We start from the raw sequence: 20,844 nt of genomic DNA on the forward strand, positions 1-20,844 counted from the left end.
CCTCGGTCAGTGCGGGATCTGGTTGACGGCAGCGCTGGCCTTCTTCAGCGCGGCCTCCGCCGTACGGTCGTTGGCCTGCAACGTGTCGGTCAGCAGTTTGATGATCGCCCGGACGTCCTCGGCGGCCTTGCTGAACTCCGACTCGATACCGCGGTACTCCTCGGTCACGTTCGTCATCGACGCGTCCGACAGCAACGCCTGCACCGATCGCTCGTGCTGGCCGATCAGCGAGTTGATCTGCCCCGACAGCTGCTTGATCCGGGTCTGTACCTCTTCGGAGGCGCCGATGTCGTAGCTGTTGCGCTCGTTCATGTCCCCAAGCTCTCCTCGTCGCGATCAGCGTCAGCGGCCGCGGAACCGGCGGGCGGCGGCCGACTGTCCCTCGGCGCTGCCCATCTTCTGCTTGGCCGTGGTCACCTGCTCGTTCTGCGCGGTGTTCATCGCGGTCCCGACGCCGTGCTGGCCGACGGCCAGGTGCGCCATCCCCGCGTTCAGGCTCGCGGCGACGCTGTCGACGTTCTGCTTGAAGGCGTCGAACTGCTTCTTGCCCTCACCGCCGAACTTCCCCTCCAGCGGGGCGGCGGCTTCCACGAGCTGCTTGACCAGTCCGCCCAGGTCCTGCGCCCGCCCGGCGGTGCCCTTCGCCGCCTGGTCGAAAGCGCCCTGACTCATGTCCCATCGCTGACCAGCCATCTCTCGGTTCCTCCTGAGCCCGTTCGGCGTTCACAGTCGCCCCAGGGTTCCCGACCCCGCTTTCAAATCGCTTTCATCGGGCGCCAGGTGATCACGGCAGGTCGGAGAGCTGGTCACCTAGGGGCGTGCGTTCGTAGACGACGGTTCGGCCACTGCGGCGTGCCCGGACCAGGCCCTGTGAGGCCATTGCGCGGAGTGCCTGGTTCGCAGCCGATGGGGATACGCCGAACCTGTCCGCCAGTGCGGTCGTCGACTGGCCGGCGCCGATGGCCCGGAGATAGCGAAGGCGGTGCGGGCTGAGCAAGCCCGCACCGCCCGGCGGGACGGTCGCGTCGGACCACATCGCCCGCTGGTCGGTGGCGCGGTAGATCACCATCGGGTCCGAGTCGGTCAGCGGCGTGGAGCTGCTCAGCGTGAACAGTGACGGTACGACGAACAACGGCCGCCCGCGCGTGTGGAGGGTGAGGTCGTCGTGACCGTTCAGGATCTGGGCTGTGATGGACGTCGGGTCGGCGTGAACGCCCGGCCCGCAACGGTTCAGGGTGGCGATCACCCCGTCGGCCGCCAGCGATCTGGCGCGGACCGCGACATCGGCGTCGAGGACCGCGCGCATCCGCGGCCAATGCGGCCGAAACGCCAGCCGCCAGTACGCCGCCAGCGCATCCGCCAGCCGCTCGCCGAAGGATCGCCCGCTCGATCCCAGTCGACGGGGTACGCCGCCGACCGCGAACTCGATGTCCGCGCCGAGCGTGCGCAGGTCCTGGTCCCGCAGGTAGGCGAGCTGGGCGTCGATGGTCAGCGGTACGCCTACCCGCGGATTGAACAGGTCGGGGGTGTCGAAGTTCGGGCCGATCAGCCCGCTCAGCACATCGAGCGGAAGTTGGTCGCGGACCCGGCACGCGGCGGCGTACCAGGGAGCCTGGAGCGGGTAGCTGGTGGGCGACCGCAGCGCGCGCAGCGAGTTGCCGAGCTCAGTGAGTGGCGAGACCGCGAAGCGCACCAGTCCGTAGTCGCCAGGCTCCAGCTGATAGCGCGCCACGGCCGATTGTAAGCACGGGTCAGCTGGTGCGGTTGTAGATCGCGGTGCCCGGACAGGCAGTGACACCGAGGCGGGTCGCGCAGCCGGTGTACTGGCTCGAGCCGTTCCACCAGGTCCAGCCGCCGATGGTACGGCCGTGCAACCAGGTGTACGTGCCGTTGTAGTTGGCGTCGTACGTCCGCAGACTCCAGTGCACATGGTCGCCCGTCGCGGAGCCACCGGCGCAGACGTCTCGGCCGATGTTGCCCAGCAGCGCGCTCGTCCCGACCGGGGTCGCGTTGTAGTAGGTGGCGTTGTACATGTGGTAGTAGTCCGTCGAGAAGCCGTTCGGGTGGATCACTCGCGTCCAGCCACCACCGGCACCGCACATCGACGTGGCCGTGCCGTCGCGGGAGGAGCGAACCCGCCCGCTGGCGTTGCCGCCGGCAAGGTCCAAGCTGCTCCAGTAGCCGTTCACGCCGTCGCTGGCGTGCGGGCCACCCGTCACGGTCATGTAGTAGTCCGGCATCCACGGCAGCAACAACCCACCGGTATTGACCGTGGTAGCCGTGGTAGACATCGTCGTCGCGGTCTCGTGTTTCGCGTACGCCGTCATGGTCCGACGCTCTGCCGCGCCGACGAGCGGGGACTTCGCGACATGGTCAGCGAACTCGCTGTCACCCTCGACTCCGCTGACCCAGTGACCGTCGAGGTAGCGAGCGATGTACAGCCAGCCCTCCGGATGAGCGCCCTCGGTGGCGGGAGCCTCGACGTACGCGACACCCCGCGCCCAGCCAGGCGCGGCCGACCTGACATCGACAACGACCTTCCGGCCCTGGGCGGCAAGCTTGCCGAGGGCAACGGACGGGGTGAGACCCCGGCCGTCGTGGGACCGGCCCAGCGCGTCGGCAGCGACCGCGTCGACCAGAGTCCGGCCGGAGGTGCCGAGAACGCTCGCAACCTCAGCAGGCAGCCTGTCCTCGGCCTGTGCCGGACTCGGGTTCGCATCGGTGGAGCGGGGTGCCGCTGACGCCGTGGGCGCAACAGCGAAGACGGTTGCCGCGGCCAACGCAGCGGCGGATGTTCTCACGGACAGTTTCGAGGGCATGGGCGGAACCCTTCTGTTCGATCTGACGAATGCCGCGAGTGTGACAGAGCCCCCCGCCCGCCAGGAGAACATGAAGCCAAAGCCTTAATCAGCGGGTTGGCCAGATCTGGTCGTCAGTCGAGGAGGGTTTGACGATGGTGGTCATTCGGTCGACCGGGATGGCGAAGCCGATGCCTATGTTGCCGGAGCGGGTGGTGCCCAGGGTGGCTATGGCAGTGTTGACGCCGACTACCTGGCCGGCGGCGTTGACGAGTGGGCCGCCGGAGTTGCCGGGGTTGATGGCGGCGTCGGTCTGAATGGCGGACTGGCGGGTGCTGTTGTCGCCGAAGCGGGCCTGGCGGTTGACGGCGCTGACGATGCCGGCGGTCACCGTTCCTTCCAGGCCGAGTGGGGATCCGACGGCCAGCACCGGGTCGCCGACCCGGAGTTGCGCGGACCGGCCGAGCGTGAGCGCGCGCAGTCCCGCGGCGTCGGTGGTCGATACCTGGAGTACGGCGAGGTCGTTGTCCTCGTCGGCACCGACGACGCGGGCGTCGACCGTACGGCCGTTCGACAGGACCAAGGAGACATCACTCGCTCCTTCCACGACATGAGCGTTGGTCACCACGTGGCCTTGCTGGTCGATCGCGAAGCCGGAGCCGGTGGCGCGGCCTGCGCGTACTGAGACGACTCCTGGCAGGACGCTCGCGGCGGCTGCGGTGATGGATCCCTGGGCGGCTGCTGCCGGTGGAGCTGCCTGCTGGAGGTCCACAACCGGGTCTCGGGCACCTGTGACGGCACCTGCTACTCCCCCGGCGGCGATGGAGAGTGCGAGCGTGCCGACGACGAACGCGGCACGTCGGCGAACCGGAGTGCGTGTGACCGTCACCCCGGCCTGAGGTGGCGGGGTGAAGCTGGTAGGTGGGCCGGGGGTGGTGGGTGGTGGGCCGGGGATGTAGTCGGGGCCGCGGAAGGGGTGGCCGAGGTGGGGAGGCATGTCAGCTCCTGATCACGGGAGGCGGGAGAACCAGAGCAGCGAGGCCAAAGCGGCCAGGAGCGCCGCGGCGAGGGCGACGCCCGCGACCAGGTTGGTGATCTCGCGGGGTTCGGTGGTCCAGCCGATGGAGGACTGCAGGTCGGAGTACACGTCGCGCAACTGCTCGTCGTTCTCGGCCTCGTAGAACGACCCGCTGGTCGCGTCCGCGAGACCCTTCAACGCCTCGGTGTCAGCAGGAACCGCGACGTCACGCCCTTCCAGGTTCACAGTCCCCTCAGGCGTCCCGTACGCGATCGTCGACACCGGTACGCCGGCCTGCGCGGCAGCCGCAGCCGCCTCGTCGACCGGGCTGCCCGCGGTGTTGCCGCCGTCGGACAGCAGCACGATCCGGCTCGGCGGCGGATCGTCGGGGTCGATCGACCGCACCGCCTGCAGGCTGGTGAGTACGGCGTCCCCGATCGCGGTCGAGTCGCGCAACTGCAGACTGGTGATCGCGTCCACCGTCGCCTGATGATTCGTACTGGGCGCCGACACCACGGTCGCCGTCCGCGCGAACGACACCAGCCCGACGTTGAACTTCTCCGGCAGCTCCCGCACGAACTCGACCGCTGCCTGCTTGGCGGTCTCGAACCGGTTCGGTGCGACATCGGTCGCCGCCATCGAGTTCGAGATGTCCATCGCCACCAGCACGGTGGCGCGCTCGCGCGGGACCCGGATGTCTGCGACCGGCCGAGCGATCGCGATCGTCAGCACAGTCAGCGCAGCGAGAAAGGCCGCGGCCGGCGCGTGCCGGCGCCAGCCGGGCCGTACCGGGGCGACCTTCTCCAGCATCGGAAGGGTCGCGAAGCGGACGGCGTACTTCGTCCTGCGTCGCTGGGCGATCAGGTACGCCGCCACGAGCGCGGCGACCAGCACCAGGAGCCACAGCCACAGCGGTTGCTCGAATCTCATCTGGTCCTCACAGCATTCGGGTTGCGCCGTACGCCGGCCCGGCGCCGAGCGGTGGTGAAGGCGGCGACGTCGCGGACCCAGTCGGTGTCGGTGCGCAGTACGAGATGTGCCGCACCGGCGGCGCGGATGGCCTGGGTGGTCTGTTCACGGTGCGCGGCCATCGCGTCGGCGTACCGGCGACGGAGTTTGCGGCTCGCGGTCTGGATCTCCCGGCGGCGGCCGGTCTCCGGGTCCACCAGCGTGAGCAGCCCGACCTCGGGAAGCTCGAGCTCGCGCGGGTCGAGAACCTCGACGGCGATCACCTCATGGCGTGCGGCCAATCGGCGCATTGGATCTGCCCAGCCGTCCTCGTGGAAGTCCGAGACGATCACGCGCAAGCCGGGGCGTGTGTGTTCGCGGTCGAGTCGACTGATCGCGATGCCGAGATCAGTGCTCGGAATCGCGCCGGGTGTTGCTCGGGGCAACGACAGCAGAGTGCGGAGCGTACGGCGGAGCTGGACGGCGCCACGGGCCGCCGGAAGGCGGCGCAGGTCGTTGCCCAGGGCAATCCGCACGCCGAGCCGGTTGCCGGGGCGGTCGGACAGCAGACCGACCGCTCCGACGACAGCGATCGCCACGTCACGCTTCTCGCTCAGCGCAGTCCCGAAGTCCATGCTCGCCGACGCGTCCAGCAACGCCCACGTTTCCAGTTCCCGCTCCGCGAGGGGTGCTCGCACATGCGGTTCCAGGGAGCGAGCGGTCACGTTCCAGTCCATCCGCCGTACGTCGTCCTGGCCTGCCTGGTACGGACGCGCTTCGTTGGGTTCGCTGCCGGGACCGCTCCGCAGACCGGTGATCTCGCCGTGCAGGAAGCCTTCCAGCTTGCGCTTCACCGTCAGCTCGAGTACGCGCAACGCCCGCTCCCGCCCGGCCAGCAGGTCAGTCATGCCGCGGACCCTTGAGCATCGTCGGCCGGCACCACGTGCGGCTGTTCGATGGTGTGCAGGATCCGTGCGACGACCGACCGCGGATCGACCCCGTCCGCCAGCGCGTCGAACGTGAGCACCAACCGGTGCGACATCACGTCGAGCGCAACGTCGTACACGTCGGCCGGCAACACATAATCCCGACCCCGCAGCAACGCCAACGCCCGGCCGGCCGCGACCAGTCCCAGCGTGGCACGAGGGCTCGCGCCGAACTCCAGTACGCCGGCCAGGTCCTGGATCCCGTACTGCGACGGCACCCGGGTCGCGTGTACCAGGCGTACGACGTACTCCGCGACCGCATTGTGGACGAACACGTCGTCCGTTGCCTCCTGCAACTGTGCGACCTGCTCCGGAGTGAGTACGGCGTTCGCGTGCGGCCGATGTGTGCTCATCCGCTGGAGAATCGTCAGCTCCTCCAACGGCGTCGGGTAGTCGACCGTGATCTTCAGCAGGAACCGGTCCCGCTGCGCCTCGGGCAACGCGTACACACCGTCGGACTCGATCGGGTTCTGGGTCGCGAGCACCAGAAAGGGTTCCGGCAGCGGGTACGACGTACCGCCGATGCTGACCTGGTGTTCGGCCATCGCCTCGAGCAACGCGGACTGCACCTTGGCCGGTGCACGGTTGATCTCGTCCGCGAGCACCAGATTGGCGAACACCGGACCGAGCTCGGTGTCGAATCCTTCCGTGGACGGCCGCCAGATCCGCGTGCCCATGATGTCGCCGGGCACCAGGTCCGGGGTGAACTGCAGCCGCGAGAACTGCCCGCCGATCACCTCCGCCAGCGTGCGGACCGCGAGCGTCTTGGCGACTCCCGGTACGCCTTCCAGCAGGCAGTGGCCGCGGGCCAGCAACCCGACGAGCATCCGCTCGACCAAGTGGTCCTGCCCGACGACGACCCGCTTCACCTCGAACAAGGCATGTTCGAGAGTCGCGGCATTCATGCGTTTCCAGCCGGGTTCTGCTCGGATGGCTGCTCGGATGGCTGCTCGGATGGCTGTGCGGTGCCCCCGCCGTTCTTCTCCGGGCAGTCGCGCGAAGGCGACGGCGACGGCGTGGTCGCGCCGTCTTCGACTGTCACGTAACCCTGCTCCGGGACGGCGGGGTCGTTTCCGGCGGCGTACGCGATCCCGCCGGCGCCGAGCGCCGCGACCGCCACCGCGCTGCCGAGGACCAGTCGTTTCATGGGGAGTTTCATCAGGATCTCCTTCGACTCGATTGGCCACAGCTCATCAAGAAGCCACGAAAACGACCGGAAAGCCGACCGAAAGCCCGGCGAAAGCGCACACCGTCCGCGCGAGGGTCCCCGGCTACCTTGGTTGCGTGCGACTACTAGTGGTGGAGGACGAGGAAGGCCTGGTCAGCGCGCTGCGTTCGGGACTCGGCCGGGCCGGGTACGCCGTCGACGCGGCCACCACCGGCGCCGAGGCGATCGAGAAGCTCGCGACCACGCCGTACGACCTGGCGATCCTGGACATCACGCTGCCCGACACCAGCGGTCTGGACCTGTGCCGCGCGGTCCGCCGCGGCGAGATCGAGGTGGCCTCCGGACGGGAGCTGCGGGTGCTGATGCTGACCGCGCGCGCCTCGCTGGCGGACCGGGTCCGCGGGCTCGACGAAGGCGCCGACGACTACCTGACCAAGCCGTTCGCCCTCGTCGAGCTGCTCGCCCGGATCCGCGCCCTCCTCCGCCGCGACGTCACCAACGGCACGACCCAGCTGCACGTCGGCGATCTCGTCCTGGACTCGTCCCGCCACCTCGCGACCCGGGCCGGACGGGAGCTTCCGCTGACGCTGAAGGAGTTCGGCATCCTGCGGTACCTGATGTCGCGCCCCGGGCACGTCATCTCGGCCGAGGAACTGCTCGAGCACGTGTGGGACGAGAACGCGGACCCGTTCACCCAGACCGTCCGCGTGACCGTCGGCACCCTGCGCCGCAAGCTCGCGCGCGAGGGCGAGGAACCGATTCTCGAAACCGTGATCGGCCGCGGCTACCGCCTCAGGGGTGACACATGAAGCTTCCGCTCTGGGCGCAGACGATCCGCTTCCGCCTGACGCTCACCTATTCCGCCGTACTGATCGCGTTGTCCGCGCTCCTGCTCGGCGGCGTGTACGTCGCCCTCTCGCAGATCCTCGAGCCGAAGCCGCTGAACTCGATCGAGGTCAAGAAGTACTACAAGGACGCGCAGGGCGAGTTCCACCTCAAGCCTGGTCAGGTGATCCAGGCCGCCGAGCTCTCGAGTGTGCAGGCCGCGGTGAACTACCAGACGCTCCAAACGTTGCGGAACTACTCCGCGGCCGGCATGGGCGCGCTGTTCCTGGTCAGTCTCGGCACCGGCTGGTGGCTGTCGGGTCGCGCGCTGCGTCCGGTACGGCGGATCACGGCGACCGCGCAGGAGATCTCCGCGACCGATCTGTCCCGCCGGATCGCCCTCGAAGGACCGCGCGACGAGCTGCGCAACCTGGCCGACACCGTCGACGGCATGCTCGGCCGGCTCGAGACGGCGTTCCTGACCCAGCGCCAGCTCGTCGACGACGCCTCCCACGAGCTCCGGAACCCGCTCGCCGTGATCCAGGCGAACGTCGACGCCGTCCTCGCGCACGACGACACCCCACCGGACGACCGCGCCCAGGCGACCGCGATCGTCGGCCGCGCGATCCAGCGGATGACCCGGCTCGTCGAGGATCTTCTCGCCTCCGCCCGCCGGTCGTCACCGGCCTTCGTCGACGCCGACGTGGACCTCGCCACGATCGCGGGCGAGGCGGCCGAGGAGTACGAACTACTGGCGGCCGATCGCGAGTTGCACGTCGTACGACGCCTCTCGCCGGGCCCCATCGCCGCCGGAGACGCGTCCGCGCTGCGGCGCGCGGTCGACAACCTGCTCTCCAACGCGGTCCGCCTCGCCCGCGGCGGCAGCGAAGTCGTCCTCGCGGTCGGCAGCCGCAACGGCTGGGCCTGGATCGCGGTCCGCGACGAGGGGCCCGGCATCGCGCCCGACGACGCCGACCGCGTCTTCGACCGCTTCTACCGCGCCGGCCAGCAACAACCGCCGGCCACCGTCGCATCCACAGGCCAGCGCCGAGCCGGCCTGGGTCTCGCCATCGTCCGCCAGATCGCCGAATCCCACGGCGGCACCGTCACCCTCCACTCCGAACTGGGCATCGGCACCACCTTCGTCATCTGGCTGCCCGAACGCTCCCTCACCAGCACGACCCGCCGCTCCCCCACCCCACCCGACGAAGACCCCCTGGGCCCCCGCCGCTAAGCCTGCCCGCACTGCCGAGAACGGTCAGTAGCCGCCGCCACCACCTCCGCTGCCGCCGCCGTACAGGATCGCCAGTACGACAAGCGCGATCACGACCAGCGTGAGCACCACGATCCACGCGACTCTCTTCCGCGCCTGAGCCGTCACCATGTGACACCTCCCACAGAGCAGTACCACCCGGTGCCCCCACCGCCCGTCCTCCAACCCCTCGACGCATGCGACAAGCCCCACTGGGCACCAGAACGTGGTGGCAGACCGTAAAGGGCTGGAGCCTCCTCCAGGGTGGGTGTCGCCGATGCTGGCGACGTTGACCGGGGAACGGTTCTCGGATCCGGGGTGGATCTACGAGCGGAAACTCGACGGCGTGCGGTGCCTTGTCCATCGGACCGGCGACCGGGTGTCGCTGTACTCGCGGAACCGCCACGAGCTGAACAACAGCTATCCGGAACTGGTCGACGCCCTCACCGCACAGCAGGGCGACTTCGTCCTGGACGGCGAGATCGTCGCGTTCGCGGGCCACGCCACGAGTTTCGCCCGGTTGCAGCAACGGATGCAGGTGAACGATCCCGAGGCCGCGCGCCGCAGCAACGTCGCCGTCTACCTGTACCTGTTCGACGTCCTGCGACAGGACGGCCAGGACCTGACCGGCGTCGAACTCCGCGAGCGCAAGGCCATACTCCGCAAGCTCCTCACGTACGCCGATCCGCTCCGCTACACCGCGCACCGCAATCGCGACGGCGTCGCCTACTGGGAACACGCGTGCCGCCAGGGCTGGGAAGGCGTGATCGCCAAGCGGGCGGACTCGCCGTACGCCAACGGCCGGTCGAAGGACTGGCTGAAGTTCAAGTGCGTCACCGCGCAGGAGTTCGTGATCGGCGGCTTCACCGACCCGCAGGGCAGCCGATCCGGCTTCGGCGCCCTGCTCGTCGGGTACTACGAGAGCGGCGAACTCCGGTACGCCGGGAAGGTCGGCACCGGCTACGACCAGCACACCCTCGACGAGCTCGGCCGCGAACTCGCCGCCCTGGAACAGGACGAACCGGCGTTTGCCAAGGGCAACCTCCCACGGTCCCGGGTGCACTGGGTGAAGCCCCGTCTGGTCGGCCAGATCGCGTTCTCCGAATGGACCCGCGACGGCCGGCTCCGGCACCCGAGGTTCCAGGGACTCCGCGACGACAAGTCCGCACACGAGGTGATCCGGGAGCGTGCCCGATGAAGGTCGGCCGGCGAACAATCAACCTGAGCAACACCGCCAAGGTCCTCTTCCCTGACGACGGTCTGACCAAGGGCGACCTCGTCGAGTACTACGAGACCGTCGGGCCGCACATGACGCCGTACCTGCGAGGCCGGCCCCTGTCGCTCGAGCGATATCCCGACGGTATCGACGCCCAGCAGATCTTCCACCAGAACGCACCGCAGTACTTCCCGGACTGGATCGAGACCGCGCCGATGGACCGGGTCGACGGCAGCGGCCAGGTCTCGCACGCGATCGCACGGGACACCGCAACCCTCGTGTACCTGGCCAACCAGGCCTGCATCACGCCGCACTCCTGGCTGTCCCGCGCGGATCGCCCCGACAATCCCGACCAACTGATCTTCGACCTCGACCCGCCCGACGGGTTCGAGGCGGCCCGCCGCGGAGCGCTCGACCTGCGAGCACTGCTCGACGACCTCGGCCTGCCCACGGTCGTCAAGACCACCGGAGGCAAGGGACTGCACGTCCACGTCCCACTCGACCGTACGGCGGACTTCGACACGGTCCGGGCGTTCGCGCGCGATGTCGCCGGCGTGCTCGTCGCACGCGATCCGAAGCACTACACGATCGAACAGCGCAAGGCAGCGCGCAAGGGCCGCCTGTACCTGGACATCATGCGCAACGCCTACGGTCAGACCGCAGTACCGCCGTACGCGGTCCGCGCCCGGCCAGGCGCCCCGGTCGCCACACCACTCGACTGGAGCGAACTGGACGACCCGAAGTTCCGCACCGACCACCACACCCTGCGCACCGTGCCGCACCGCCTGGACCACGACGGCGACCCCTGGCCACGCCTCCGCGGCCGCTCCCTCACCAAACCACGAAAACGCCTGGAACAAGCCGCCTGACCCGCCCTCGGCCTCTTGACAGCGTGACGCAACTGGGCTTAATTTCTCACTAAATTTAGTGCTGAAGTAAGTCGGAGGAGCGTCTGTGAGCGGTCAGAGTTCCCGCAGTGACGTGGTGCCGTCCGGCATCGTGACCCTGCTCGGTACCCGCGGGCCCACCTCGCGGACGGCGATCGCCCGCAGCCTCGGGCTCAGCCCGGCGACGGTCACCCAGGTGACCAAGGATCTGATCGCCCGCGGGATCGTCGAGGAACTCGAGTCCGTGCCGTCGAACGGCGGCCGGCCCGCCCGGCTGCTCGGCCTGGCGAGCCGGACCGGTGTCGCGCTCGGCGCGAAGGTGACCGCCGACCATGTCGCCGTGGTGACGGTCGAGCTCGACGGGAGCGTGCGCTCGTCCGGCTCGCACGACTTCGACCCGGCAGCGGCCGGCGCGCTCGACCGGCTCGGCCGGATCCTGACCGAGGAGGTCGCCGGGCTCGACGACCTGTTGCTCGGCGTCGGCGTCGGCGTCCCCGGGTCGGTGGACTCGCAGGCGTCCGGCATCGTCGACGCGCCGACACTCGGGTGGCGGGCCGCGCAGGTCGGACCGATCCTGCGACAGGCCGTCGGTACGCCGGTGCTCGTCGACAACGACGTGAACACGCTGGCCGCGGCCGAGCGGCTGTACGGGATCGGCCGCGAGCATTCGTCGTACCTGGTGGTCACGATCGGCCGCGGGATCGGCTGCGCGATCGTGGTGGACGGCGGGATCTACCGCGGCGGCAACGGTGGTGCCGGCGAGATCGGTCACATCCCCATGTGGTGCACCGGCGGCGAGCAGCCGCCGTGTACCTGCGGCTCGACCGGATGCCTGGAGGCCTACATCGGCGCGGCCGGGCTGATCCGCACGGCGCGCGGCCGAGGAGTGCTGGGACCCCGCGGAACGCTGACCGGCCTGTTGCGGGCAGCAACCAACGGGGACGAGGACGCGCGGGCGATCTATGCCGAGGCGGGCGATCTGCTCGGCCGGGCCCTGGCCGGTGTCATCCACACCGTCGATCCGGAGGTCGTCGTACTGCTGGGCGAAGGGGTCGACGGATGGGAGTTCTGGCAGCCCGGGTTCGAGCCGTCCTTCCGGCGGTCGTTGCTGCCGGCCCGCAAAGGCGTACCGGTGATGGTCGAGCCGTGGACGGAGGACCAGTGGGCCCGCGGCGCGGCCTCGCTCGTGCTCGCCTCGCCCTTCGACTCGGCCGGGAACGGCGGCGAGCAGAGCCGTCTCGTCCGCGCCCGGATGGGAGCGTCGTGAGTACGCCGACGCTCACCCGGCCCAAGGCTCAGCAGGTTGAGCGACCAACCACGACACATCGTTCGACGGGTTGGAAGAAGCTCGGCTGGGTGCTGTTCTTCCTGCTGCCCAGCGCGATCCCGCTGTTCGTCTTCACACTCGTGCCGATGGTGTCCAGCCTGTGGGTCAGCCTGCACAAGTGGAACCTGATCTCGCCGATGCAGTGGGTCGGGCTGGACAACTACACCAACCTCCTGACCGACCCGATGACCCGTCGCGTCTTCCTGCACACGCTGATCTACGTCGCCGGCTATCTGCCGCTCGTGTACGCCGGCGGTCTCGGGCTGGCGCTGGTACTCAACCAGCGGCTCAAGGGGCGCGCGTTCCTGCGAGCGACGTACTTCCTGCCGGTCGTGACGAGCTGGGTCGTCGTCGCGCTGGTGTGGAAATGGCTGCTCAATCCCGCGAACGGCCTCGTCAACCAGGTTCTCGGCTTCTTCGGCGTACCGGGCCCCGGCTGGTGGACCGATCCGCACTGGGCGTTGCCGGCGGTGATCCTGTCCTCGGCCTGGAAGGACCTCGGGTTCGTGATGGTGATCCTGCTCGCCGGACTGCAGGCCATCCCTTCGGACGTCCGCGAAGCAGCGTTGGTGGACGGGGCGAACGCGTGGCAGCGCTTCTGGCGGATCACCCTGCCGCTGCTGTCGCCGTCGACCTTCTTCGTGGTCGTGATCTCGCTGATCAACGGCTTCCAGGTCTTCGACCAGGTGTACGTGATGACCGGCGGCGGCCCGTCCGGCTCGAGTCAGGTGGTCGTCGGACAGATCTACGACCTGACCTTCCGGTACGGGCGGGCCGGTGAGGCGTCCGCACTGTCGTGGATCCTGTTCGCGGTGATCCTGGTGATCACGGCGTTCCAGATCCGCGGCCAGCGGCGGTGGGTGCACTATGCGTAGGCTCTGGCTGTACGCCGCCGTCCTGGCCGGCGCGGCGATCATGCTCTTCCCCTTCCTGTGGACCGTGATCACCTCGATCACGCCTGAGGGATCGCTCGCCGACGGGCCGACGCTGATCGTCCACAACCCGACACTGGACGCCTACCGCGCGCTGATGGACGCGGTGCCGATCTGGCGGATCCTGGTGAACTCGCTGCTGATCGCGATCGCCTCCACCCTCTTCCAGTTGGTCACCGGGTCGATGGCGGCGTACGGATTCGCCCGGCTGCACTTCCCGTTGAAGAACGTGATCTTCGGCTGCTACCTGGCAACGCTGATGGTGCCGTTGCAGGTGCTGGTCGTTCCGTTGTTCATCGAGATGAAGACGCTGAACCTGCAGGACACGTACTTCGCGCTACTCGCCCCGACGATCGCGTCCGCCTTCGGAGTGTTCCTGCTCCGGCAGGCGGTCACCGCCGTACCGGCCGAACTGGACGAGGCGGCCACCATCGACGGCGCCGGCCACCTGCGGATCTTCACCACCATCGTGCTGCCGCTGATCCGGCCGGCACTCGCGACAGTCGCCGTGTTCGCGTTCATGGGTAGCTGGAACAGCTTCCTCTGGCCGCTCGTGGTGATCCGGTCGCCGGAGTTCATGACCCTGCCGCTCGGCCTGTCCACGGTGCAGGGCCAGTTCACCACCCAGTGGGACGTCGTGATGGCGGGCTCCGTCGTCTCGATCGTGCCGATCGCCGTCGTCTACCTGCTCGCGCAGCGCCACATCATCGCCGGTGTCGCACACACCGGCATCAAGTGAGAGGAACACCCATGCGCCTACTCAAGTTCGCGGCCGTCTCAGCACTGAGCCTGACCGCCGCGCTCGCGCTGACCGCCTGCGGGCAGGGATCCGCGACCAAAGAGGCCGCCGCACCCGACGGCAAGTCGGTCGTGCGGTACATGAACTTCTCGTCCAACGACGGGCACGAGAAGGATCTGACCGCGATCGTCAACGCTTTCCAGACGGCCAACCCGGACATCACGGTCCAGGTCGAGACCGTGCCGTACGCCGACTACTTCACGAAACTGCAGACCGCGGTCGCTGGTGGCACCGCGGCCGACGCCTTCGAGCTCAACTACGAGAACTTCGTCACGTACGCGAGCAACGGCTCGCTGGCCGAGCTGAAGAACGTCGACTCGTCGACGTACAAGAAGACGTTGTACGACGCGTTCAACTCCGGCGGCAAGCAGTACGGCGTACCTGAGTCCTTCTCCAACGTCGTGCTGTTCTACAACAAGGCGATGTTCAAGCAGGCCGGCGTCGCCGAGCCCACGGCCGACTGGACCTGGAAGGACGAGCAGGCCGCAGCCGCCAAGCTGACGAACAAGGCGACCAAGACCTGGGGCGACTACCAGCCGGTGTCGTACAACGAGTTCTACAAGGTGCTCGCGCAGAACGGCGGTGAGTTCCTGAACGCGGACCGGACCGAGGCCACCTTCAACTCGCCGCAGGGCGTCGAGGCCGCGAAGTTCCTGGTCGGCAAGGTGGGCAAGACGATGCCGACCGAGGCCGACGGAGCCGGTACGCCGGATTTCGACTCCAAGCTGTTCAAGTCCGGGAAGCTCGCGATGTGGCACACCGGCATCTGGATGTTCTCGGCGCTCGACGGCGTGAAGTTCGACTGGGACGTCGTGGTCGAGCCGGGCAACACGCAGAAGGCCTCCGCGATGTTCGCGAACGGGCTCGTGGTGAACGCCGCGTCCAAGAACGCCGACGCGGCGCAGAAGTGGATCACCTATCTGGCCTCGTCCGACGAGACGACCAAGACGCGGCTCGCGTCGTCCTGGGAACTGCCCCCGGTCGCCGACGAGACCAAGCTGAAGAGCTACCTCGACCAGCCGAAGCCTGCCAACCGTGAGGCCGTGTTCACCGCGCTCGAGGCGCCGGTGCTCCCACCGGTGATCGAACGGCAGCAGGAGATGCAGGATGCGGTCACCCAGGAACTGACGGCGGCGGCCGCCGGCCGGAAGACCGTCGAGAAGGCGCTGGCGGACGCCCAGTCCAAGGTGAACGGTCTGCTGAAGAAGTGATCGTGTCGAAGATAGATCTCACCAGGCTGCGTGCGCTGGCCCACCACAGCCACGCGGTCATCACCGAGCACCAGGACGCCGGCGGCGCGTACCCGGCCGCGCCGACGTTCTCGGCGTACAAGGGGTACGCGTGGCTGCGGGACGGGTCGTTCACCGCGGAGGGAATATCACGGTACGGCGATGTCGCGTCAGCCGACCGGTTTCACGACTGGGCGGATCGGGTGTTGCGGGGCCGGCGAACACAGGTCGACGACCTGTGCGCTGCGGCGGCCAGAGGTGAGCGACCAGCCGACTCCACGATGCTCCCGACGCGGTTCACGTTCGACGGCGGCGACGGGTCGGATCCTTGGTGGGACTTCCAGACCGACGGCTACGGGATGTGGCTGTGGTCGGTCGTGAGCCACGCGCACCGGCACGGACTCGACCTCGAGCGGTGGCGCGGTGGGATCGATGTCGCCGTCGACTACCTGGTCGCGTTCTGGGACCGGCCTTGTTACGACTGGTGGGAGGAACACGTCGAACAGCGGCACGTGTCCACGCTGGGTGCGATCCATGGCGGGCTGACGGCCATCGCGCCGTACACCTCCGTCCCGGTCCTGGAAGTTGCCGAGCGCATCCGTTCGCTGGTCGATGCCGAAGGCACTCGGGACGGCCATCTGACCAAGTGGCTGGGATCGTCGGCGGTCGACGGGGCGCTGCCGGCGTGCGTCGTACCGTTCGGGCTGGTGACGGGCGACGTCGGCGCGGCCACACTGGCCGCGGTCGCCCGGGACCTGGATGTCGACGGCGGCGTGCACCGGTTCAGGGCCGACGTGTTCTACGGCGGTGGGCAGTGGATCCTGCTGTCCGCACTGCTCGGGTGGAACCTCGCGGCCGCCGGTGACACGGCCGGCGCCTGGCGGCACCTCCGCTGGATCGCGGACCAGGCGTCGCCCGAGGGTGACCTTCCCGAGCAGGTCGCCCACCATCTGTTGCACCCCGGCGCGCGCGACGAGTGGATCGCGCGCTGGGGCACCGTGGCCAGCCCGTTGCTCTGGTCACACGGCATGTACCTGATCCTCGCCGACGAACTCGGCATCCTTCCGAAGAACACATCCTCCGCGAGAAGGCCTGAATGATCACGCATCGCCCCCACGGCATCGAGCACCCGTACGCCACCTCACCCGACCAGCGCGTCCCTGTCCTCCCGCTGGCCGGTGAGCCGGTCCGTCTCGGCGTCGTGGCCTCCCCCGGCATCACGTCCGTCGTCTGCGAGTGGGGTACGACGACACTCGAGATGGCTCCTGCGCGCGCCACCGCGGCCGATGCGGCGGCCCTCGCCGGCGGCGAAGGACATCTCAGCGAGGCGCAGGCGAAGTCGTTGGGTTCCGACGACGGGTGGTCGGTGGTCACACCGCCGGTCCTGGAGCCGGTGCGCTACCGCTTCCGGGCGGGTGACGAGACCACCGAGTGGTTCGAGCTCGCGCCGGCCACCTGGATGCCTGACCGTGGTGAGGTCCGCGGTGGCGGCGATCGTGTGCGCGGTGTCGAATGGCTGGTCTCGGCAGACGGTGTGCATCGGGCCAGGTTCGAGCTGCCGCTGCGGCCGGGCGATCACCTGGTCGGGTTCGGGGAACGGTACGACCACCTGGACCAGCGCGGGCAGCAACTCGACGCAGTGGTGTTCGAGCAGTACAAGGCCCAAGGAGCTCATGGGCGTACCTACCTGCCGATGCCGTTCGCGCATGTGGTGAACGGCGGTTGGGGATTCCACGTCCGGACGTCCCGGCGTACCTGGTTCTCGTCGGACGACCGGAGCCTCAAGGTCGAGGTCGCCCTGGGCGACGAACCGGTCGTCGACCTGGCCGTCTACGAGGGTTCGCCGACAGAGGTGCTCACGGCGTTCCTCGACGAGGCCGGGCGGGCCGAGGAGCTGCCCGACTGGGTGTTCCGGTTGTGGGCCTCCGGCAACGAGTGGAACACCCAGGACCTGGTGATGGCGCGGATGGACGCACACCGGGACCTGGACATCCCGGTCGGCGCGGTGGTGATCGAAGCCTGGAGCGACGAGGAAGGCATCACGATCTGGCGCGACGCGCAGTACGACGTCACGACGGACGGCAGCGCGCACAAGGCGAATGACTTCAGCTACCCGGCTGACGGCGCGTGGCCCTCGCCCAAGACGATGATCGACGAACTGCACGACCGCGACATCAAGGTGATCCTCTGGCAGATCCCCTTGCAGAAAAGCGAATTCAGCACCGGTCAGGTCGCGGCCGACGCCGACGCGATGATCCGCGAACGACACGCGGTACTCGAGGGGGACGGTACGGCGTACCACAATCGCGGCTGGTGGTTCCCGCAGGCGCTGATGCCGGACCTGTCCGTGCAGCGGACCCGCGACTGGTGGACGGAGAAGCGGCGCTACCTGGTCGAGGATCTCGATGTCGACGGGTTCAAGACCGACGGCGGCGAACACGCATGGGGCCACGACTTGCGCTACGCGGACGGCCGGCTCGGGGACGAGGGCAACAACCTGTTCCCGGTCCACTACGCCCGCGCGTTCGGTGACCTGCTCCGCTCGGCCGGCAAGGCGCCGGTGACGTTCTCCCGTGCGGGCTTCACCGGATCGCAGGCACACGGCATCTTCTGGGCGGGTGACGAGGACTCCACCTGGGAGGCGTTCCGCTCGTCGATCACCGCGGGCCTGACCGCCGCGTCCTGCGGCATCGTCTACTGGGGCTGGGATCTGGCCGGGTTCTCGGGCCCCGTCCCCGACGCCGAGCTCTACCTCCGGGCCACTGCCGCGTCGGCCTTCCTGCCGATCATGCAGTACCACTCCGAGTTCAACCACCACCGCCGCCCGCTCCGCGACCGTACGCCGTGGCACGTCGCCGAGACCACGGGTGACGACCGGGTCGTCCCAATCTTCCGCGCGTACGCCGTACTTCGGGAGAAGCTCGTTCCGTACCTGGCCGCGCAGGCCGCGCGAACGATCGCCACCGATCGCCCGCTGCTCCGGCCGCTCTTCTTCGACCACGCCGACGACCAGGAGATCTGGCGCCACCCGTACCAGTACCTCCTCGGCGACGACCTGCTGGTCAACCCGGTACTCGAACCCGGAGCCACCACATGGACGACGTACCTCCCGTCGGGCACCTGGTACGACGCCTGGACCGGCGGCTCCGTGCCGAGCGGCCGGGTGACCCGCGACGTACCGCTCGACACGATCCCGGTGTACAGCCGCACCCCCGGCTGGAACCTGACCCGAGGCGTTGTCCCCGAGGTGCCGAGCTGAACTGTTATCGGGCTGCGCCGCGGACGGTCGCGTTCTGCTGGGCGGTGAGGGCCAGTCGCATGGTTTCGAAGGTGTGCTCCTGCGGCGCGGCCGTCGTGGTTCGGTCCCGGACGTCACGCAGCACGTCCGCGTAGTAGGTCACCGGGACCTCCGAGCAATCGATGTAATGCGTGCCGTCCTTGTCCACCAGGAACAGGTGGTTGCCGCCGTCGCGGCCCGCAATGTCGACGTACTTGCGCAGCTCGATGTAGCCCTCGGTGCCGAGCACGGTCAGCCGACCGTCGCCCCAGGTCGGCAACCCGTCGGGGGTGTACCAGTCGACCCGGATGTAGCCCTGGGCGTTGCCGCTGCGTAGGAGGAGCTCGCCGAAGTCCTGCAGACCCGGCTCGTCGGGGTTGGCGAAGTTCCCGACCGAGCTGGTCACCACCTCCGCGGTCCGTGCACCGGTGAACCAGAGGAACTGGTCGATCTGGTGCGAGGCGATATCGGTCAGAATGCCGCCGTACCGCGCCTTGTCGTAGAACCAGTCCGGGCGGCCGCCGCCACCGGCGAGATGACCGCGGTCGCCGATCCGGTGCGGTCCGATCCCGAGCGTCTGCACGACCGTGCCGATCCGGCCCTCGCGGACCAGCTCGCCGGCCTTGAGCACGCAGGGGACCTCGAACCGCTCGGAGAACGTCACCGACCAGAACCGGCCACTCTGGCCGACCGCCTTCTCGACCTCCTCCAGCTGCTCGAGGGTGACGCACCCGGGCTTGTCGGCCATCACGTCCTTGCCGGCCCGCAGCGCCGCGACCGCGATCGGCCCGCGCCGGTCCGGTACGGCGGCGGTCACGATCAGGTCGATGCCGTCCTGGGCGATCAGCTCGTCGGGATCCTCGATCACGGGTACGTCGGGATACCGCTCCCGCATCGTGCCCGCGACCGCTGCGGCCGGGTCGTCGGTGGCCATCCCGGCGAACGTCGCACCGGCCGCGATCAGACCGGCGACCTGACCGAAGATGTGCGCGTGGTCGAGCCCGACGGCGGCGAATCTGATGGGCTGGCTGGAAGTCAAGAGCGCTCCAATAGAAAGTGATCGATCCACTTCTGAGTTGACAGCTAATCGGAGCCGGGATTTAGTGTCAAGACCTCCGACGGGCATTCATAATGGTTCGGAATAGAGGTGAACATGGCAGATTCGGCGTCCGAGCGGCCGGCGACCATCCACCAGGTAGCCAGCCTTGCCGGCGTGTCGCACACGACCGTGTCGCGGTACCTCCAGGACAAGGACAGCCTGAAGCCGAAGACCAGGATCAAGGTCGAGTACGCCGTGAAGACCCTCGACTACCGCCCCAACCTGGTGGCTCGATCCATGCGGACGCGGCACACGAACCGGCTCGCGATCGTGCTTGCGTCAGGTGCGCACTTTCCCGGACGGCTGCTCGCCGCGGCATCGCGAACGGCGCACGACGCCGGGTACCAGGTCGAGATCGTCAGCGTCGAGGGCGGAGCCCGCGAGCGTTCGGAACGGATCGACGAGCTGGCCAGATCCGGCCAGGTCGAAGGCATCCTGGCCCTCTCGCCGATCAGCCTCAAGGGCAAGAACGCGTACCGGGTCCCGATCGTCGAGAACGGCACCTACGACGACAAGTTGCACGGCCTGGCGGAGCTCGCCGACGCCGGCGAGATCCGCGAGATCATCGAGTACCTGGTCTCCTTGGGGCACCGGAGGTTCCTGCACGTCGCCGGCGCCCAGAACTTCGCCTCCGCCCGCAACCGGAAGAGCGTCTATCTCGAGACGATCGAACGCCTCGGACTCGAATCGGTCGGAGCCGTCGACGGTGACTGGTCGGCCCAGTCCGGTTTCGACGCGATCACCGCCCTGCCCGCCGACTGCGGCGTCACCGCGGTCGTGGCGGCCAACGACGTCGTCGCCATGGGGGTGATCCGCGGCGCGCTCTCCCGCGGCTGGAAGGTGCCCGACGACCTCAGCGTCTTCGGCTGGGACGACGAGGAAATCGGCCGCTTCGCGACCCCGTCGCTGTCGACCGTGGCCGTCGACCGCGAGGCCCAGGGCCGCGCCGCGATCCATCAACTCGTCGCCGAAATCCGCGGCGAACCGGCCCCGCGGCCGATGCTCCGGACCATCAACCACCTCGTCTACCGAGAATCAACCGCCCCACCACCCCACCACTAGCCGGCCCGACCGCGGCCAACA

The 20,844-nt window shown here is 68.7% G+C and carries 22 protein-coding genes; 11 read left to right on the plus strand and 11 right to left on the minus strand.

What is annotated here, in order from left to right:
• Window positions 1-6: 6 nt before the first annotated feature.
• The 9 genes from EV137_RS34570 to EV137_RS34610 form a co-directional block, all read right to left on the minus strand.
• Complete coding sequence (locus EV137_RS34570) at window positions 7-312, minus strand: hypothetical protein (protein ID WP_134132297.1); 306 nt, start codon at window positions 310-312, stop codon at window positions 7-9.
• Between the two features lie 30 nt (window positions 313-342).
• Window positions 343-693, minus strand: a complete 351-nt coding sequence (locus EV137_RS34575) for a hypothetical protein (protein WP_238175759.1) — start codon at window positions 691-693, stop codon at window positions 343-345.
• 91 nt (window positions 694-784) lie between these two features.
• On the minus strand, window positions 785-1,732 hold the full coding sequence (locus tag EV137_RS34580) for an ArsR/SmtB family transcription factor (RefSeq protein WP_134132299.1): 948 nt from the start codon (window positions 1,730-1,732) through the stop codon (window positions 785-787).
• Window positions 1,733-1,751: 19 nt separating this feature from the next.
• Entirely contained in the window at window positions 1,752-2,801 is a 1,050-nt protein-coding gene (locus EV137_RS34585) for a M23 family metallopeptidase (protein ID WP_238175760.1), read from the minus strand.
• A gap of 106 nt (window positions 2,802-2,907) precedes the next feature.
• The gene (locus EV137_RS34590; RefSeq protein WP_134132301.1) at window positions 2,908-3,795 is read right to left on the minus strand and encodes a S1C family serine protease; all 888 of its coding nucleotides are present in this window, start codon (window positions 3,793-3,795) and stop codon (window positions 2,908-2,910) included.
• A 12-nt stretch (window positions 3,796-3,807) separates the two neighbouring features.
• Window positions 3,808-4,746, minus strand: coding sequence for a VWA domain-containing protein (locus EV137_RS34595; RefSeq protein ID WP_134132303.1), 939 nt, complete (start codon window positions 4,744-4,746; stop codon window positions 3,808-3,810).
• Window positions 4,743-5,672 (minus strand): DUF58 domain-containing protein, encoded by a 930-nt coding sequence (locus EV137_RS34600; RefSeq protein ID WP_134132304.1) that lies wholly within the window; start codon window positions 5,670-5,672, stop codon window positions 4,743-4,745. Before EV137_RS34600 ends, EV137_RS34595 begins: the two co-directional genes overlap by 4 nt.
• Window positions 5,669-6,655, minus strand: coding sequence for an AAA family ATPase (locus tag EV137_RS34605; RefSeq protein ID WP_134132305.1), 987 nt, complete (start codon window positions 6,653-6,655; stop codon window positions 5,669-5,671). The genes EV137_RS34600 and EV137_RS34605 overlap by 4 nt, the downstream gene beginning before the upstream one ends.
• The gene (locus EV137_RS34610) at window positions 6,652-6,909 is read right to left on the minus strand and encodes a hypothetical protein (protein WP_134132307.1); all 258 of its coding nucleotides are present in this window, start codon (window positions 6,907-6,909) and stop codon (window positions 6,652-6,654) included. Before EV137_RS34610 ends, EV137_RS34605 begins: the two co-directional genes overlap by 4 nt.
• Window positions 6,910-7,034: 125 nt before the next feature.
• On the opposite strand from EV137_RS34610, the gene EV137_RS34615 reads away from it, so the two are divergent.
• Together EV137_RS34615 and EV137_RS34620 are read left to right on the plus strand one after the other, a co-directional pair.
• A complete protein-coding gene (locus tag EV137_RS34615) occupies window positions 7,035-7,727 on the plus strand; it encodes a response regulator transcription factor (protein WP_134132308.1) in 693 nt (230 codons plus the stop codon).
• Window positions 7,724-8,977, plus strand: coding sequence for a sensor histidine kinase (locus EV137_RS34620; RefSeq protein WP_134132309.1), 1,254 nt, complete (start codon window positions 7,724-7,726; stop codon window positions 8,975-8,977). The genes EV137_RS34615 and EV137_RS34620 overlap by 4 nt, the downstream gene beginning before the upstream one ends.
• A 24-nt stretch (window positions 8,978-9,001) precedes the next feature.
• On the opposite strand, the gene EV137_RS41820 is transcribed toward EV137_RS34620, so the two are convergent.
• On the minus strand, window positions 9,002-9,127 hold the full coding sequence (locus EV137_RS41820) for a hypothetical protein (protein ID WP_255517879.1): 126 nt from the start codon (window positions 9,125-9,127) through the stop codon (window positions 9,002-9,004).
• Window positions 9,128-9,272: 145 nt separating this feature from the next.
• On the opposite strand from EV137_RS41820, the gene ligD (EV137_RS34625) reads away from it, so the two are divergent.
• The 8 genes from ligD (EV137_RS34625) (at window position 9,273) to EV137_RS34660 (ending at window position 18,644) form a co-directional block, all read left to right on the plus strand.
• The gene (gene ligD, locus EV137_RS34625) at window positions 9,273-10,193 is read left to right on the plus strand and encodes a non-homologous end-joining DNA ligase (RefSeq protein WP_134005882.1); all 921 of its coding nucleotides are present in this window, start codon (window positions 9,273-9,275) and stop codon (window positions 10,191-10,193) included.
• On the plus strand, window positions 10,190-11,080 hold the full coding sequence (gene ligD, locus EV137_RS34630; protein WP_134132311.1) for a non-homologous end-joining DNA ligase: 891 nt from the start codon (window positions 10,190-10,192) through the stop codon (window positions 11,078-11,080). Before ligD (EV137_RS34625) ends, ligD (EV137_RS34630) begins: the two co-directional genes overlap by 4 nt.
• 85 nt (window positions 11,081-11,165) lie before the next feature.
• Window positions 11,166-12,365 carry an ROK family transcriptional regulator gene (locus tag EV137_RS34635; RefSeq protein WP_134132313.1) on the plus strand — a complete coding sequence of 400 codons (1,200 nt, stop codon included), beginning with the start codon at window positions 11,166-11,168 and terminating at the stop codon, window positions 12,363-12,365.
• The gene (locus EV137_RS34640; protein WP_238175761.1) at window positions 12,362-13,300 is read left to right on the plus strand and encodes a carbohydrate ABC transporter permease; all 939 of its coding nucleotides are present in this window, start codon (window positions 12,362-12,364) and stop codon (window positions 13,298-13,300) included. Before EV137_RS34635 ends, EV137_RS34640 begins: the two co-directional genes overlap by 4 nt.
• Window positions 13,293-14,096, plus strand: a complete 804-nt coding sequence (locus EV137_RS34645) for a carbohydrate ABC transporter permease (protein ID WP_134132314.1) — start codon at window positions 13,293-13,295, stop codon at window positions 14,094-14,096. Before EV137_RS34640 ends, EV137_RS34645 begins: the two co-directional genes overlap by 8 nt.
• 11 nt (window positions 14,097-14,107) lie before the next feature.
• A complete protein-coding gene (locus EV137_RS34650; RefSeq protein WP_134132315.1) occupies window positions 14,108-15,367 on the plus strand; it encodes an ABC transporter substrate-binding protein in 1,260 nt (419 codons plus the stop codon).
• Window positions 15,368-15,369: 2 nt separating this feature from the next.
• Entirely contained in the window at window positions 15,370-16,485 is a 1,116-nt protein-coding gene (locus EV137_RS34655; protein ID WP_238175762.1) for a glycoside hydrolase family 15 protein, read from the plus strand.
• Complete coding sequence (locus tag EV137_RS34660; protein ID WP_134132318.1) at window positions 16,482-18,644, plus strand: glycoside hydrolase family 31 protein; 2,163 nt, start codon at window positions 16,482-16,484, stop codon at window positions 18,642-18,644. Before EV137_RS34655 ends, EV137_RS34660 begins: the two co-directional genes overlap by 4 nt.
• A gap of 4 nt (window positions 18,645-18,648) precedes the next feature.
• On the opposite strand, the gene EV137_RS34665 is transcribed toward EV137_RS34660, so the two are convergent.
• A complete protein-coding gene (locus EV137_RS34665; protein WP_202871274.1) occupies window positions 18,649-19,701 on the minus strand; it encodes a Gfo/Idh/MocA family protein in 1,053 nt (350 codons plus the stop codon).
• 114 nt (window positions 19,702-19,815) lie between these two features.
• Between EV137_RS34665 and EV137_RS34670 the strand changes: the two genes are divergently transcribed.
• A complete protein-coding gene (locus EV137_RS34670) occupies window positions 19,816-20,823 on the plus strand; it encodes a LacI family DNA-binding transcriptional regulator (protein ID WP_134132320.1) in 1,008 nt (335 codons plus the stop codon).
• The last annotated feature ends 21 nt before the right edge of the window (window positions 20,824-20,844 follow it).

The organism is Kribbella pratensis (genome assembly GCF_004366075.1).
GTDB classification, from domain to species: Bacteria; Actinomycetota; Actinomycetes; order Propionibacteriales; family Kribbellaceae; genus Kribbella; species Kribbella pratensis.